This window comes from Amycolatopsis sp. cmx-11-51, assembly GCF_047608665.1.
Taxonomy (GTDB): Bacteria; Actinomycetota; Actinomycetes; order Mycobacteriales; family Pseudonocardiaceae; genus Amycolatopsis.
The window spans coordinates 1,112,648-1,128,341 of record NZ_JADNQO010000001.1 but is presented as its reverse complement, the minus strand read 5'-3'; the positions used below and the strand labels follow the sequence as shown (position 1 = coordinate 1,128,341).

At 67.5% G+C, this 15,694-nt stretch carries 11 protein-coding genes and 1 tRNA gene; 4 read left to right on the top strand and 8 right to left on the bottom strand.

Features of this window, described 5'->3' with window-relative positions; all coding sequences use genetic code 11:
- Positions 1-60 precede the first annotated feature (60 nt).
- The 7 genes from pknB to ACM6LU_RS05655 all read right to left on the bottom strand — a co-directional run bounded on the left by pknB (position 61) and on the right by ACM6LU_RS05655 (position 9,592).
- Positions 61-2,034 carry a Stk1 family PASTA domain-containing Ser/Thr kinase gene (pknB, locus tag ACM6LU_RS05685; protein WP_414936477.1) on the bottom strand — a complete coding sequence of 658 codons (1,974 nt, stop codon included), beginning with the start codon at positions 2,032-2,034 and terminating at the stop codon, positions 61-63.
- Positions 2,031-3,341 (bottom strand): protein kinase domain-containing protein, encoded by a 1,311-nt coding sequence (locus tag ACM6LU_RS05680; protein ID WP_414936476.1) that lies wholly within the window; start codon positions 3,339-3,341, stop codon positions 2,031-2,033. Before ACM6LU_RS05680 ends, pknB begins: the two co-directional genes overlap by 4 nt.
- Before the next feature lie 3 nt (positions 3,342-3,344).
- Positions 3,345-4,808 (bottom strand): penicillin-binding transpeptidase domain-containing protein, encoded by a 1,464-nt coding sequence (locus ACM6LU_RS05675; protein ID WP_414936475.1) that lies wholly within the window; start codon positions 4,806-4,808, stop codon positions 3,345-3,347.
- Positions 4,805-6,283: an FtsW/RodA/SpoVE family cell cycle protein gene (locus tag ACM6LU_RS05670; RefSeq protein WP_414936474.1), complete on the bottom strand. Its 1,479-nt coding sequence runs from the start codon at positions 6,281-6,283 to the stop codon at positions 4,805-4,807. Before ACM6LU_RS05670 ends, ACM6LU_RS05675 begins: the two co-directional genes overlap by 4 nt.
- On the bottom strand, positions 6,283-7,689 hold the full coding sequence (locus tag ACM6LU_RS05665; protein ID WP_414936472.1) for a PP2C family protein-serine/threonine phosphatase: 1,407 nt from the start codon (positions 7,687-7,689) through the stop codon (positions 6,283-6,285). The genes ACM6LU_RS05670 and ACM6LU_RS05665 overlap by 1 nt, the downstream gene beginning before the upstream one ends.
- A complete protein-coding gene (locus ACM6LU_RS05660; RefSeq protein ID WP_414936471.1) occupies positions 7,686-8,153 on the bottom strand; it encodes an FHA domain-containing protein FhaB in 468 nt (155 codons plus the stop codon). Before ACM6LU_RS05660 ends, ACM6LU_RS05665 begins: the two co-directional genes overlap by 4 nt.
- Before the next feature lie 161 nt (positions 8,154-8,314).
- On the bottom strand, positions 8,315-9,592 hold the full coding sequence (locus tag ACM6LU_RS05655; RefSeq protein ID WP_414936470.1) for a DUF3662 and FHA domain-containing protein: 1,278 nt from the start codon (positions 9,590-9,592) through the stop codon (positions 8,315-8,317).
- 129 nt (positions 9,593-9,721) lie between these two features.
- On the opposite strand from ACM6LU_RS05655, the gene ACM6LU_RS05650 reads away from it, so the two are divergent.
- The 3 genes from ACM6LU_RS05650 to ACM6LU_RS05640 all read left to right on the top strand — a co-directional run bounded on the left by ACM6LU_RS05650 (position 9,722) and on the right by ACM6LU_RS05640 (position 11,662).
- Positions 9,722-9,804, top strand: a tRNA-Leu gene (locus ACM6LU_RS05650).
- A 488-nt stretch (positions 9,805-10,292) separates the two neighbouring features.
- Positions 10,293-10,622 carry a hypothetical protein gene (locus tag ACM6LU_RS05645; RefSeq protein ID WP_414936469.1) on the top strand — a complete coding sequence of 110 codons (330 nt, stop codon included), beginning with the start codon at positions 10,293-10,295 and terminating at the stop codon, positions 10,620-10,622.
- Positions 10,619-11,662 (top strand): ImmA/IrrE family metallo-endopeptidase, encoded by a 1,044-nt coding sequence (locus tag ACM6LU_RS05640; RefSeq protein WP_414936468.1) that lies wholly within the window; start codon positions 10,619-10,621, stop codon positions 11,660-11,662. Before ACM6LU_RS05645 ends, ACM6LU_RS05640 begins: the two co-directional genes overlap by 4 nt.
- A 64-nt stretch (positions 11,663-11,726) precedes the next feature.
- Here the strand turns inward: ACM6LU_RS05640 and ACM6LU_RS05635 are convergent, their stop codons facing one another.
- Positions 11,727-12,101, bottom strand: coding sequence for an FKBP-type peptidyl-prolyl cis-trans isomerase (locus ACM6LU_RS05635; RefSeq protein ID WP_414936467.1), 375 nt, complete (start codon positions 12,099-12,101; stop codon positions 11,727-11,729).
- A gap of 194 nt (positions 12,102-12,295) precedes the next feature.
- Here ACM6LU_RS05635 and ACM6LU_RS05630 point away from each other — a divergent pair, with 194 nt between their 5' ends.
- Positions 12,296-15,532: a penicillin acylase family protein gene (locus ACM6LU_RS05630; RefSeq protein ID WP_414936466.1), complete on the top strand. Its 3,237-nt coding sequence runs from the start codon at positions 12,296-12,298 to the stop codon at positions 15,530-15,532.
- Positions 15,533-15,694 lie beyond the last annotated feature (162 nt).

Below are 15,694 nucleotides of genomic sequence, written 5' to 3'. Positions count from 1 at the left end.
CTGCGGTGGCAGGAAAAGGGCCCCGCACGAAACCGTGCGGGGCCCTCCTTCAGCTGTCGATCACGGGGGCGGGAGGATCCCGCCGCCCGGCCGCGAACTCGACGTCGTCGGCGAGTCGTCGCCTTCGTAGATGAACAGCGTGATCGGCGCGTTCTTCGCGACCTTCGAACCGGCCTGCGGGTTGGTCTTGCTGACCTTGCCCGCGTCGTCCCGGTCACCGGACTTGTCGGCCTGCGTGTCCAGCTTGCCGGACCAGCCCAGTTGCTGTAGCTGTTGAGTCGCCTGCTCCTCGGTCATGCCCTTCAGGTTCGGCATGTCGAAGGTCTCCTGGCTGCCGTCCGAGATCGACAGGTTGACCACACTGCCGACCGGCAGCTTGCCGCCGTTCGGGTTCTGGTCGACGACCGTGTCCTTGGGCTCGCTGGAGCTGGTGTTCTTGGACACCGGGGTGAACCCGGCCTGCCTCAGCCCGGCTTCCGCCTCGGAGCGGCTCTTGCCCTTGTAGTTCGGGACCGTCTTCAGTTCCTTGGACTTCCCGATGGTGATGTCGACCTTCGAGCCCTGGTCGACCTCGGCCTGCGCGCCCGGGTTCTGCGAAAGCACCTTGCCCGCGTTGTTCGGCTCGTCGGTCTCCTGCTCGGTGGTCGCGCCGAGCTTCAGGCCCGCGCCGGTCAGCGCCGCCTCGGCCTCGGCCTGGGTCTTGCCCTTGAGGTCCGGCGTCTTGATCTTGTCCGGCTTCGCGCCGACGGTCAGCGTGATCTTCTCCGTGGTCAGCGTCATCTGGCCTTGGGCGGGGTTGATCGCGATGACCTTGTCGATGTCGTTCTCGTCGCAGGCGGGCAGGCCGTTGACGGCCGCTCCGGTGCACGGGACCCTTTTGGTGGCCTCGAACGAGTTGAATCCCGCGTCACGCAGCGTGGTCTTCGCCGTCGCTTCGGACTGGCTGAGCACCGCCGGGATCGCCTTGCTCTCCGCGCCGGTGCTGTCGAACGCGTTGGACAGCCACATGATCAGCAGCACCACGGCCGCCAGCGAGACGACGAGGCCGGCGATCAACCAGGCGCGACGCTTCTTCTTCGCGGCCGGATCCTCGGCTTCGTCCTCGTACTGGTCGTAGCGCTGCGGAGCCCGGCGGTCGGAGTCCATGACCTGGGTGCGCTCGTCCTCCGACATCACCATCGGCGCGGACGGCCGCTGGCCGGACAGCGTGCGGACCAGGTCCGAACGCATCTCCGCCGACGACTGATAGCGGTTCGCCGGGCCCTTCGCGAGCGCCTTGAGCACGACGGCGTCGAGTTCGGGCGCCACGGCCGGGTTCACCGACGACGGCGGGTTGGGGTCCTCCCGGACGTGCTGGTACGCCACCGCGACCGGGGAGTCACCGGTGAAGGGTGGCTCTCCGGTGACGAGTTCGTACAGCACACAACCGGCGGCGTAGACGTCGGAACGCGCGTCGACGGACTCACCGCGGGCCTGCTCCGGTGAGAGGTACTGTGCCGTGCCGATCACCGCGGCGGTCTGCGTCATCGCGGACTGCCCGTCGTGCATGGCGCGCGCGATGCCGAAGTCCATCACCTTGACGGCGCCGTTCTTCGTGATCATCACGTTCGCCGGCTTGACGTCGCGGTGCACGATGCCGTGCCGGTGCGAGAAGTCCAGCGCCGCGCAGACGTCGGCCATGACCTCCATCGCCCGCTTCTGCGACATGGGGCCTTCGGTCTTCACGATGTCCCGCAGGGTCCGTCCTTCGACGAACTCCATGACGATGTAGGGCAGCGTGCCGAGCTCGGTGTTCGTCTCGCCGGTGTCGTAGACGGCGACGATCGCCGGGTGGTTCAAGGCCGCCGCGTTCTGTGCCTCGCGACGGAAACGTTCCTGGAACTGGGGATCCCGTGCCAGGTCGGCACGCAGGATCTTGATCGCCACCTCCCGGCCCAGGCGCACGTCGTGGCCGTGATGGACCTCGGACATGCCTCCATAGCCGAGCGTGTCGCCCAGCTCGTAGCGGTTGCTGAGCAGTCTTGGTGTGCTCATCTCTGCGTGCCGTTCCATTCCGTCCAAGGTTTGCTGCTCATCATTCCTGGATTCGCCTGCCCGGCCGACTCCTCGGTGCTGCCCTCCGTCGGCACCGCGGGGTACGCGGATGTCGGTGAAGGACCTACAGACTTCTTACCCGGAGCCGGTGCCTGTTCACTCGTTTCCACGCCGCCCGACCGCTGTCCGTTGCCCGAACCGACCAGTCTCACGATGAGGAAGGCTCCTGCCACCAGTACTGCGATCAGGATCACCGCGAGCAGCACCCACCAGCCCCATTGTGGCCGTTTGCCGGGCAGACGGCGGACCGCCATCGGGGGCGGGCCGGTAACCGGGTGCATCGCCGGATGCGACGCCGGTCCGACAGCCACCATCGGGTTCGACGGTGAGTGCGGACCTGGCGGTCCCTGCTGCGGCATCACGGGCGGTTGGCCCGCGGCGTAGGCCACGTTGACCAGCCCCGACGGCGTCGGCAGGGGCAGGCCGGCGCGGACCGCCGCCACCGCGGCCGCGAACTCGCCGCCGCTGTTGTACCGCTGTCTCGGATCCTTGATCAGGGTCGCCTCGATGACCGCGCGGGTGCCCGGCGGCACGTCCGGCGGCAGCGGCGGCGGGAGATCGCGGATGTGCATCATCGCGACGGTCACCGCGTTCTCCGAAAGGAACGGCCGGTGCCCGGTGAGACATTCGTAACCGCATACGGCCAGCGAGTAGACGTCGCTCGCCGGTTCGGCGTTGTGCCCGAGCGCCTGCTCGGGGGCGATGTAGTGGGCGGTGCCCATGACCATGCCGGACCTGGTCACCGGGGCGGCGTCGGCGGCCTTCGCGACGCCGAAGTCGGTGATCTTCACCTGCCCGGCCGGGGTGACCATGATGTTGCCCGGTTTGACATCGCGGTGCACCAGACCGGTTTCGTGCGCGGCCTGCAGCGCGTTCCCGGCCTGCTCGAGGAGGTCCAGGGTGCGCTCGGCGTTCAGCCGTCCTTCGCGGGTGATGATCGCGGCCAGCGGATCGCCTTCGACCAGCTCCATCACCAGGTACGCGATCGACAGCTCGTCCGCGACCGTCTCGCCGTAGTCGTGCACCGCGGCGATGCCGGGGTGGTTCAGCGACGCCGTCATCCGCGCCTCGGTCCGGAAGCGGTGCAGGAACTCCGCGTCGCCGGACAGCTCCGCCTTGAGGATCTTGACCGCGACCGTCCGGTCCAGCCGCGTGTCACTGGCCTGCCAGACCTCGCCCATCCCGCCGACGGCGATCCGGTTCGTCAGCTTGTACCGGTCGGCCAGCAGCTGACCCGAGGACAGCATGCGCTATCCACCCCCGAGCATCGCGTTGACGGCGGCGCGGCCGATCTCCGCGGCCACGGTGCCACCGGTCGCTTCGAGCCCGCGGTTACCGCCGGACTCGACGATCACCGAGACGGCGATCGTCGGGTCCATCGCCGGCGCGAAACCGGTGTACCAGGCGTGCGGCGGGGTGCTCTTCGGGTCGTTGCCGTGCTCGGCGGTGCCGGTCTTGGAGGCGATCTGGATGTCGCCGCGTTTGCCGGCGCCCTTCGTGTTCTCCTCCGACGCCAGCATCATGTCGCGCAGGAGCGCGGCGTTCGCGCTGGACAGCGCGGCGTCGCCGGTCAGTTCGGTCGGGGTGTAGTCCTCGATGGTCGACAGGTTCGGCGCCAGCAGCGCCTGCACGAGCTGCGGCTTCATCGCCATCCCGTTGTTCGCGACGGTCGCCGAAAGCAGGCAGTCCTGCAGGGGCGTCAGACGCACGTCGCGCTGTCCGATGGCGCTCTGGAACAGGGCGGGCTTCGAGTCGAGCGGGCCGAGGGTGGAACCGGCCACCCGCATCGGCACGGTCAGATCCTCGCCGAGGCCGAAGTTCTTCGCCGTCGCGTTCAGCTTGTCCTTGCCGAGTTCGCCCGCGAGTTCGGCGAAGGGCACGTTGCAGGAGTACCGCAGCGCTTCCTTCAACGTGCCGCCCTTGCAGGTCGCGCCGCCGTAGTTCTCCAGCGTCGTCTGCGTGCCGGGGAGCTTGACGTTGGGCGCGGTGCTGACCGGCGTGTCCGGCGTCTTGCCGTCTTCGAGCGCGGCCGCGGTCACCAAAAGCTTGGCCGTCGAACCCGGCGGGTAGGTCTCCGAGATCGCGCGGTTCAGCATCGGCTTCTTCGGATCGTCGCGCCACTGCCCCCACGCCGCGGTCTGCTCCTTGGTGCTGTGCGAGGCGAGCTTGTTCGGGTCGTACGACGGCGTCGACACCATGGCCAGGATGCGCCCGGTCTTGGGCTCCATCGCGACCACCGAACCGGTGTAGCCCTTCTGCGTCATCAGGTCGTACGCGGCCTTCTGCACGGCCGGGTTGATCGTCAGCCGCACGTTCCCGCCGCGCGGGTCGCGGCCGGTGACCATGTCCGACAGGCGCCGGACGAACAACCGCGGGTCGGAGCCGTTGAGGACTTCGTCCTCGGAGCGCTCCAGGCCGCCCGAGCCGTAGTTGATCGAGTAGTAGCCGGTGACCGGCGCGTACATCGGGCCGTCGGCGTAGGTCCGGATGAACTTGTACTTGTCGTTCGACGGATCGACCTTCGCGAGCGCGGCACCGTCGGGGGTGACGATCAGCCCGCGCTGACGGGAGTACTCCTCGTAGAGCACGCGGAGGTTGCGTGAATCCGTGCGATAGTCGTCGGCCTTGACCACCTGGATGTAGGTGGCGTTGGCCAGCAGGAGCACCACCATGACGAGCATGGCGACGCCGACCTTGCGGAGCGGGGTGTTCACGAAGCGCTCCCCTCACCGTTCGCGGGCGGCCGCTGGACCAGCACCGTGTGCGCTTCCGCGAGCGGCGCCTGAGGCTGTTGCGGCTTCGGCCGCGCGGCGGGTTTACGGGCGGCGTCGGAGATGCGGAGCAGGAGGGCCACCAGGATGTAGTTCGCGAGCAGCGAGGAACCGCCGCGCGAGAGGAACGGGGCGGTGATCCCGGTGTTCGGGATCAGGTTCGTGACGCCGCCGACGACCACGAAGATCTGCATGACCAGGGCGAACGAAAGGCCGCCGCCGAGGAGTTTGCCGAAGGTGTCGCGGACCGCGAGAGCGCTGCGCATCCCGCGCATCGCCAGGATCAGGTACAGCATCAGCATCGCGGCGAGGCCGATGAAGCCGAGTTCCTCGCCGATCGCGGTGGTGATGAAGTCCGTTTTGGCCTCGGGGACCATGTCCGGCCGTCCGGCGCCGAGGCCGGTGCCGCCGACCCCGCCCGTCCCGAGTCCGAACAGACCCTGCGCGACCTGGTAACCGCCGCCGGCGTCGTCGTAGGTGGCGAGCGGGTCCATCCAGTTCCGGACGCGCTGCTGGACGTGCGTGAACAGGTTGTAGGCGATGATCGCGCCCGCGGCGAAGAAGCCGACGCCGAGCACCACCCAGATGACCCGTTCGGTCGCGACGTACAGCATCACCAGCGTGACACCGAAGAACAGCAGCGACGTCCCGAGGTCCTTCTCGAACACCAGCACGCCGAGGCAGGCGGCCGCCGCGATCAGGATCGGGCCGAGGTCACGGGCACGCGGCAACTCGACGCCGACGATCTTCTTGCCCGCCACCATGAACAGGTCGCGTTTCGTCACCAGGAACGAGGCGAAGAAGATCATCAGCAGGATCTTCGCGAACTCGCCGGGCTGGATCGAGAAGAACGGCAGCTTGATCCAGACCTTCGCGCCGTTGACCTCGGACAGGCTCGACGGCAGCACCGCGGGCAGCGCGAGCGCGACGATGCCGACCAGACCGCAGATGTAGCCGTAACGGGTCAGCGTGCGGTGGTCGCTGATCACGATCAGCACCACCACGAACAGCACCAGCGAGATCGCGGTGAACAGCACCTGCTTGGTGACGTCCGGGTTGTATTCCTTGCCCAGCTGGACAGCCCGCTCCGCGAGCGCGAGGTCGATCCGGTGGATCATCACCAGGCCGAGCCCGTTCAGCAGCGCGACGCACGGCAGGATCACCGGATCCGCGTACGGCGCCCAGCGGCGCACCGCCAGATGTGCCGCCGTCAGCACCCCGAGGTAGGACAGCCCCAGCCAGATGATCGAGCTGGTGAGCTCCTGCTCCTGGTTCGCCTCCACCAGCACGAGCGCGATGGTGACGATGAACGTCGCGAACGCCAGGAGAACGAGTTCGGTTCCGCGCCGGGTGGGCAGCTCGCGCGGAGGGTTCGTGGCGAACTGGGCCGAAGCCGGATCGGCGAGCGGTGTGCTCATCAGTTACCGCCCCCTGGTGCTGCCGTGGCCGGCGTCGAGCAGTCCCTCCCCGCTGGCTGGTTCGCCGAACTCGGCGAGGCGGGGGTAGAAGGGGAGGCCGCCGACGACGACACCGGAGGCGACGACGCGGGAGGCGGCATGGAAGGCGGCACGGAATTCGAGCCGCTGGCCGGTTTGCAGTCGGCCAACTGCTTGTGCGGCCGCAGGAAGTCGTCGATGTACTTGCGGGCGTCGTCGAGGTTGTCCTTCTTGACGCCGTTCTTCACCGCGATGCGCGCGTCCTCCTGGAGCGCGGGCACCAGTAGCTTGTCGGTGCAGAGCCCGCCCGGCGGGCACGAGCCCTGCTCGTAGGCGTGCAGGTCGATGCCGAGGATGCTGCCGGGGACGCCGCGGTAGATCACGACCTCCTCGCCGTCACCCTCACCGACGTAGTACTGGCTCAGCACGAAATACCGCGTGGCGATCGCCGCCGCGGCCAGCACGATCAGGACGACCACTGCTCCCGCCAGCCAGCGAAATCGCCTCCGGCGCTTGACCTTCGGGTCCTCCTGTGGTGGCTGGACCTCGGGCCGCGGCTGCGGTGCGGGCTGGGTCAGCGCCCTGGCGCGGGCGGCGGGGGAGTCGCCCTGGTGGAACTCGTCACTGCCGTCCCCGGCGGCGCCGCCCACTATGGGCGCGTCCTCACCGAAATCGACGTCGACGACGTCGGCGATGATCACCGTGACGTTGTCCGTGCCGCCACCCTTGAGCGCCAGCTCGATCATCCGGTCCGCGCAGGCCTGCGGATCCGGGATCTGGATGGCCTCGGCGAGCGTTTCGTCGCTGACCATGCCGGACAGGCCGTCCGAGCAGATCAGGTAGCGATCGCGGGCGCGCGCCTCGCGCACCGTCAGGCTCGGCTCGACCTCGTGGCCGGTGAGCGCCTTCAGCAGCAGCGACCGCTGCGGGTGCACCGCGGCCTCTTCCGGGGTGATCCGGCCCTGTTCGAGAAGTTCGTTGACGAAGCTGTCGTCCCGCGTGATCTGCGAGAACTGCCCGCCTCGCATCAGATACGCCCGCGAGTCGCCGACGTGCACGACACCCATCCGCGAACCGGCGAACAGCACGGCGGTCAGGGTCGTGCCCATCCCGTCGAGGTCCGGGTCCTGCTGGACGAGTTCGGCGATGGCCGCGTTGCCGTTCTGGACGGCCTCACGCAACTGGGCGAGGAGATCGTCACCCGGCTCGTCGTCGTCGAGCGGGGCGAGGGAGGCGATGACGACCTTGCTGGCCACCTCACCGGCGGCGTGGCCGCCCATACCGTCGGCGAGGGCGAGCAGGCGGGGACCGGCGTACACGGAGTCCTGGTTGCTGGAACGCACCAGGCCCCGGTCGCTGCGAGCCGCGTAGCGGAGGACGAGGGTCATGGGCGAAGCTCGATCACCGTTTTGCCGATCCGGATGGGGACTCCGAGCGGGACCCGGAGGGGTGCCGTGACCTTAGCCCGGTCGAGGTACGTGCCGTTCGTCGAGCCCAGATCTTCCACGTACCAATCCTCCCCGCGCAGTGCGATCCGGGCGTGCCGGGTCGACGCGTAGTCGTCGTCCAGCACCAAGGTCGAGTCGTCGGCACGGCCGATCAGGATCGGCCTGCCGTCCAAGGCGATCCTGGTGCCTGCCAGCGCGCCATGGGTCACGAGCAGCTGCTGCGGCGACTTCGCGCCGCGCGGCTTCTTGTTTTCCTTCTTCTTGCGACCGAACGTCGGGACGGCGACTCGCAGCCCGGAGGCCGCGTACAGATCCGAGCGGACGACGCGCAACGCCGCGAACACGAAGAGCCAGAGCAGCACGAGAAAGCCCACCCTGGTGAGTTGAACGACCAGCTCTGGCACTTGTTGTGTCCGCTCCCGTATCTCCTGTACGCCGCGAAGAGACCGGACCGTCCGGGATGGTCGGCTCCGAAACAGCCTTGCTCTCCGCATACGACCTGAAGTGCCGATCCACTCGAGGTCCCGCACCGCAATTCTGCGGTACCCCCTCCAGCCGCCGCCGGTCAGCCCTGCGTACGGAACACGAGGGACGAGTGGCCAACGCGGATCACGTCGCCGTCGGCGAGCTGCCAGGTCTGCACCGGGGTGCCGTTGACGGTCGTGCCGTTCGTCGAACCGATGTCCGCGAGCGTCGCGCTCTGGCCGTCCCAGGTGATTTCCAGGTGACGGCGCGAGACACCGGTGTCCGGGAGCCGGAAGTCGGCGTCCTGGCCACGGCCCACGACGTTCCCGCCCTGCTTCAGCGAGTACGAGCGGTTCGAGCCGTCGTCCAGCTGAAGGCTCGCGGCGAGCTGACGGCCGGCCGCGGGCTGGCCACCGTAGCCGCCACCCTGCGCGTACGGGTCCGCGGCGGGCTGGCCGTACTGCTGCTGCTGGCCACCGCCGTACTGGTCGTAGCCGCCTTGCTGCTGCTGGCCGTACTGGTCGTAACCGGGCTGCTGAGCGGCGCCGCCGCCATAGCCCTGGTCGTACCCGGGCTGCTGTTGCTGCTGGCCGCCGTACTGGTCATAGCCGGGCTGCTGAGCGGCGCCACCGCCGTAACCCTGGTCGTAGCCGGGCTGCTGCTGGCCGCCGTACTGGTCATAGCCGGGCTGCTGAGCGGCGCCACCGCCATAGCCCTGGTCGTACCCGGGCTGCTGTTGCTGCTGGCCGCCGTACTGGTCGTAACCGGGCTGCTGGGCGCCGCCGTAACCCTGGTCGTAGCCGCCCTGCTGCTGGCCGCCATAACCCTGGTCGTACCCGGGCTGCTGCTGGCCAGCCTGCTGTCCGTAGCCGTACTGGCCCTGCTGCTGGCCGTACGGGTCACCCTGGTCGTATTGGCCGTAGCCGGGGGGCTGGCTCATTGCTGGGTCTCCTGCGTTGCTGGGTCGTGCCGACCGTGACGAACCTTCGGCGTCGTGGGGTTTGACGTCGGGATCGACGGACGAACGGGTCTTGAACTGTCCAGTATGCAGCGCCTCGTTGCGCTCGAGCGAAACTACGACGTCACCATAGGTGTCCCAACCGTGCTCGGCGAGGTGTTCCTTGACCGCCTCCGCCAACACCGACGTGACCCGACGCTCGTCTCCGGCCATGCGCTCGTGATCAGCCTGCCCCAACGACACGATGTAGTGGTTGGGGGCGAGCTGTCGACCACCGGCCAGCTCACGAATGTTCTCCTCGCTCTCGCGCTCAAGCGCCACCGCCACTTCCTGCGTGACGACGTTGCCACCGAACATGCGCGCGAAGGTATTGCCCACAAGATTCTCGAGCCGCCTATCAAAGCGCTCAACGCGGCCCACCGGGCAACCTCCTCACACGTATGCTTCCCCGTCGATCCTATCCGGGTACGGCCAGTCGGACACGGCCCCCGGTGAAACCCGTGAAATCAGCCTGCTACGCTTTGCGAGCTGTCAGAGAACGATGCACTCGGGCGAGTGGCGGAATGGCAGACGCGCACGGTTCAGGTCCGTGTGTCCGAAAGGACGTGAGGGTTCAACTCCCTCCTCGCCCACTCTTGTTCGAGGCCCCCTTCGCTCCGTGATGGGGGCCTCTTTCGCGTGAGTCGTTGCTCGTCGACTCCCGGGGCCGAACCCCCGGGCCCCCACGGTGCGTGAGAGTGACGGTTGGTCTTGGGTTCGGTGCCTCAATCCCGCGAACAACCCTTCCTTTCCTGCTTTTGTGCTGGTTGTTGCGTGTGCGCAGGCGGTATATTTTCTGGTATGTTTTCTTACCCTCAGGCTGAGGATGTTCTGCACGACCTTGGCGACAAGGTCGTCGAAGCTCTGGTCGACGCCACGAATGCGGCAAGGGCTGACTTGGCCGAGTATCGCGATGCCTTCCCGGGCTGGGTTGCGGACAGTAGTGATCGTGGGCTCTCGAACTGGATCCATGACCGGCTTTGGGCGCACTTGCGCCGGGGGCTCACGGACATCGATTCGGTCGAGCTGGTGGATCAGGGGGTCACTCGCGAAGTCGCGGTCGGTCTCCGGTACCGCGCTCGTGAAGCGGCACACGGTTCGAGATCGCGTCAGGTCGTACGCCACGAAATCCGCCCTGGCCTTCTGGGCGCAATCCGAAGCTCTGGAAGGATTGGAGGAGGTCCGCTTGGGCTTCGGTTACCGCTGGGACCCCGAAGAGCGGGTGATCGGCGGCACCATCGTCTCCCTGCGCGACGGGTTGGACAAAGATGCGATTTGGGCTGTCGAGGTAGATGCTGGGGCGCCTGGCGCCACGGGTACGGCGTTCACCTGGACTCCGGTGGATCCGTCGCTGCCCCAGATCGACCTGTACGAGGCCATGGTCCGAGATGAGGAGGACGAAGCGACGTGAGTGGAATCGGCGATGTGCTGGAAACACTTCGCCGCGCCCGCGGACTGACGCAGGCGGATCTGTGCGCCATGGCTGGAGTCACGCAGGCAGCGTTGTCCCGTTACGAGAACGACCAACGCATGCCTGATGACGACGTGTTGAGCCGGCTCGCGCGGTCGTTGGGCGTATCAACGCGCTTCCTGTCTCGGGATCACGCCGTTCGGGGCGCGCTCGCGGTGGACGCACACATGAGGCGTCCGCGAACGACCAAAGCGTCCGTGTGGCGGAAACTGGAAGCGCGACTGAACGCCTATCGACTCCACGTGTCCGTGTTGTTCGAAGAGGTGTCGATGAGGGCGGAGCAGTCTGTCCCGACGTTCGATCCGATCGATACGACTCCGGTGCAGGCGGCGCTGATGGTGCGCGCTCAATGGAGACTGCCGGCCGGGCCGGTGCGGCACCTGGCCCGATGGCTCGAGGCCGCCGGCTGCGTGATCCTGGAAGAAGACTTCGGTACCTCGCGTATCGACGGGCTTTCCCAGTGGATCGGCGATCACCCTGTGTTGCTGATCAACGCGGCCGCCCCGGTCGATCGCAAACGGCTCACCTTGGCTCACGAACTCGGCCATCTCGTGCTTCACAACGGGATCGCGACCGAAGATCCCGAACGAGAAGCCAACGAGTTCGCGGCTGAGTTTCTGATGCCGGCGCATGTGATCAAGCCGGATCTTCGTCCTGCGACGCTCGGACACTTACGAGACATGAAGCGAGTCTGGGGAGTCTCGATGCAGGCGCTCTTCGAGCGTGCCTACTCGCTCAAGCAGGTTTCCGCAGCAGACCGTACGAGCTTCTACAAGTCTCTGAACGCTCGCGGATGGAAGACGACTGAACCGGACAGTGACCGCTTGGCGCCAGAGATCCCGCAGCTCGTCACGGCCATCGGGGATGCATTACGGGCCAAAGGTCTCACCGATGAAGAGATCGCTGAATTGGCGGGCTTCTCGGAAGACTCCGCGGACAACCCGTTTGCGCGACCGACGCGACGATTGCAAGCGGTGTGACTCTCGGCGGCGCCAGATAGGCCCCGGAGGGCTATGTCCACCGGGGCCCTGCTGACTGAGTGGGTCAGTTCACGCCGATCAGGTCTACGACGAAGATCAGGGTTTCGTTCGGCTTGATGACGCCACCGGCGCCGCGTTCGCCGTAGGCCAGGTGTGGCGGGATGACCAGCTGACGACGGCCGCCGACCTTCATGCCCGCGACGCCCTGGTCCCAGCCGGGGATGACCTGACCGGCGCCGAGGCCGAAGCGCAGCGGCTCACCGCGGTCCCACGACGCGTCGAACTGGTCGCCGGTCGAGTGCGAGACACCGACGTAGTGCACCGAAACGGTGTCGCCGGACTTCGCCTCCTGGCCCTCTCCGACGGTGATGTCGGACTTCTCCAGGTCGGAGGGCGCGGGCCCCTCCGGGCGGTCGATCTGGGGCTTTTCCAAAGACATGCCAAGGAAGATACGTGAAGCGAAGCTTCTCCGCTGAGGGCGGCGGCGGGGAAGAGGAGGGCTACCTACGCAGGTCCGGGGTTCGCAGGTCGAAGTGTTCCGCCGAACGGTGAGAAGAACGCGAATAGTCTTCACAAATTTGGAGACCCGTGCGTAGTGTGCGCCTCGTCACTCTCCGACGACGGAGGTCTTTCATGCGACGAGGCATACGGGTCTTGACGACGCTGGCGGGGTTGACCCTGGTGGCGGGAACCGTTCCGGCACCGCAGGCGAGCGCGGCGGAATCCCCGCAGAACTCGGTGGTGGCGGCCGCGCTCGACGACTATTGCGGCGGCCAGTGTTCCGACATCCTGCCGCCCGGCACCAAGGGAAACGCCACCCTCGCCGAGATACTGGCGCACAAGGCGCTCGGCACCCGTCCCGCGCATTCGGCCGACCAGCTCGGCAAGTACGCCTCGCTCGCCAACGGCTACCGGACGCTGACCACGGACAAGATCAACCAGTTCTTCAACGATGCCTCGTTCGGTGTCCAGTCCGGGCAGGTCGAGAGCACGATCAAACCCCGTTCGGACGTGACGATCACTCGTGACAAGGCGACCGGTGTTCCCCGGATCGTGGGCACGACGCGACCGGGCACGATGTACGGCGCCGGGTACGCCGCCGGACAGGACCGCCTTTGGCTGATGGACGTCATGCGCCGCGTCGGACGCGGCCAGCTGACCTCGTTCGCCGGGGGCGCGCAGGGAAACCGCGACCTCGAGCAGAGCTTCTTCTCCTCCGCGCCCTACACCGAGCAGGAACTGCAGAAGCAGATCGACAACGCCGCGGCCAGTGGTCCGCGCGGCGCACAGGGCAAGGCCGACGCCGAGGCCTACGTCCAGGGGGTCAACAAGTACATCTCCGATTCGCACAGCGGGCGCTACTTCCCCGGTGAGTACGTCCTCACCGGGCACGTCGACGCGATCACCAACGCCGGGACCATCGAGCCGTTCAAGCTGACCGACCTCGTCGTCCTCGCCGCCGTGGTCGGCGCGCAGTTCGGTGCCGGCGGCGGTGGTGAGGTGCAGAACGCCATCGCGAAGATGGCGATGCAGGAGAAGTACGGTCTCGAACAGGGCGACAAGGTCTGGAAGAGCCTCCGCTCCGAGGACGACCCCGAGACCGTCAAGACCCTCCACAATGGACAGACTTTCGACTACGGCAAGGCACCGTCGAACCCGCAGGGCGCCGCGATGCCGGACAAGGGTTCGGTCTCCGGGCAGCAACTCGTCTTCGACCCGACCGGTTCCGCCGGGACTCGGGCGCCCGCCAAGGTGACCGTTCCCGCGCCTGAAGACCAGAAGGCCGTCCGCGGCATCTTCGACGACGGCGTCCTGCCCGGCAACATGCTCTCCGAGAAGCACGGCATGTCCAACGCGCTGGTCGTTTCCGGCGCCAAGACCGCGAGTGGGCACCCGGTCGCCGTCTTCGGCCCGCAGACCGGCTACTTCGCGCCGCAACTGCTGATGCTGCAGGAACTCCAGGGCCCTGGCATCAGCGCCCGCGGCGCCTCCTTCGCGGGCATCAGCATGTACGTGCTGCTCGGCCGCGGCAAGGACTACTCGTGGAGCGCGACTTCGGCGTCGCAGGACATCACCGACTCCTACGCCGTCGAACTGTGCGAGCAGAACGGTTCCACGCCGACCAAGAACTCCAACTTCTACCGCTTCCGCGGCCAGTGCCTGCCGTTCGAGATCGTCGAGCGCAAGAACGCCTGGAAGCCCACGATCGCCGACGGGACCGCCGAGGGTTCGTACACGCTGCGCAGCTTCCGCACGAAATACGGTCCGGTGACGAGCCGGGCACTGGTCGGCGGCAAACCGGTGGCGTACGCGTCGCTGCGGTCGACCTTCCAGCACGAGATCGACACGATCATCGGCTTCCAGAAGTTCAACGACCCGGACGCGATCAAGTCCGCGCAGGACTTCCAGGCCGCGGCGGCCGACGTCAACCAGACCTACAACTGGTTCTACGCCGACTCCCGCGACGTCGCGTACTTCAACTCCGGCTCGAACCCGGTCCGCAATCCGACCGTCGACCCGGCGATGCCGGTGAAGGCCGACGCCGGATTCGACTGGCAGGGCTGGAATCCCGACGGAAACCTCGCGAACTACACGCCGTCGTCGCAGCATCCGCAGTCGATCAACCAGGACTACTACATCAGCTGGAACAACGCCCAGACCAAGGGCTACGCCGCCAGCGGCGCGGACAAGAGTTCCGTGCACCGCGGTGATCTGATCGACGCGCGGGTCAAGAAACTGGTTTCCAGTGGCACCAAGGTGACGCGGGTGAACCTCACACAGGCCATGGAAGAGGCGGCGCTCGCCGACCTGCGGGCGGAGAAGGTGCTGCCGGAACTGTTCAAGGTGATCGACAAGGCCCCCGTGACCGGTCCGGCCGCGGACGCGGTGGCGAAGCTGAAGACCTGGCTCGCCGCGGGCGGCCTGCGTTCGGAGACCTCGCCCGGAAGCAAGGCCTACGCGAACGCCGACGCGATCCGCGTCATGGACGCGTGGTGGCCGCTGTTGGTCAATGCCCAGTTCAAACCCGGCATGGGCGACGCCGCCTACGCCGCCATGGTGGGCGTGCTGAAGATCAACGAGTCGCCTTCGGGCTGGCAGAACGAGGTTCCCGGAAAGCACGTCGGCCAGCCGCACGCCGGTTCGTCGTATCAGGCGGGCTGGTGGGGTTACGTGCACAAGGACATCCGCTCTGTACTCGGGCAGAACGTGGCCGGACCGCTGGGCGCGAAGTACTGCGGTGGCGGCGACGTCGACGCCTGCCGCCAGATCCTGCTCGACTCGCTGACGCAGGCCGCCGCGCAGCCCGCCAACACCGTGTACCCCGGTGACGGCGACTGCTCCGCGGGTGACCAGTGGTGCGCCGACACGATCATCCACCGCGCGCTCGGCGGGATCACACAGGCCAAGATGAGCACCCAGAACCGGCCGACCTTCCAGCAGGTCGTCGAGTTCCCGGCGAAGCGCGGCGACAACATCGCCAACCTCGCCACCGGCCGGTCGGTCAGCGCGAGCAGCCACGAGACCGGCTGGTACAACTCGCCGCCGTCCAACGCGATCGACGGGAACCTCTCGACCCGCTGGGCGAGCGACTGGAGCGACGGCCAGTCGATCACCGTCGACCTCGGTTCGGTGCGGCGGGTCTCCCGGGTGATCCTCCAGTGGGAATCCGCGTACGGGAAGGCGTACAAGGTGCAGGTCTCGTCGGACGGGACGAACTGGCGGGACGCGGCGTCCATAGTGGACGGAGACGGCGGGCAGGACAACGTCGCCTTCGAAGCCACCGACGGCCGTTACGTCCGGATGGCCGGAGTTCAGCGGGGCACGAAGTACGGCTACTCCCTCTACGAGTTCGAGGTGTACGCCCACTAGGCCGTGGCTGACGGCCCGCCTTGATGGAGTACTTCGAGGCGGGCCAGGGCTTCGGGCGGGAGCCGCAGTGCTCTCCGGCGGCGACGTTGTCCGGAATGACCAGTACGTGCGGCCCACGCCGCCGAGCCCACGCGAGGCGGATCTGGGCCTGGTCACGGTCGC

Coding starts and splice junctions, on each gene's coding strand:
- ACM6LU_RS05630 (WP_414936466.1), top strand. CDS start 12,296: ATGCGACGAGGCATACGGGTCTTGACGACGCTGGCGGGGTTGACCCTG.
- ACM6LU_RS05665 (WP_414936472.1), bottom strand. CDS start 7,689: ATGACCCTCGTCCTCCGCTACGCGGCTCGCAGCGACCGGGGCCTGGTG.
- pknB (WP_414936477.1), bottom strand. CDS start 2,034: ATGAGCACACCAAGACTGCTCAGCAACCGCTACGAGCTGGGCGACACG.
- ACM6LU_RS05680 (WP_414936476.1), bottom strand. CDS start 3,341: ATGCTGTCCTCGGGTCAGCTGCTGGCCGACCGGTACAAGCTGACGAAC.
- ACM6LU_RS05670 (WP_414936474.1), bottom strand. CDS start 6,283: ATGAGCACACCGCTCGCCGATCCGGCTTCGGCCCAGTTCGCCACGAAC.
- ACM6LU_RS05635 (WP_414936467.1), bottom strand. CDS start 12,101: ATGTCTTTGGAAAAGCCCCAGATCGACCGCCCGGAGGGGCCCGCGCCC.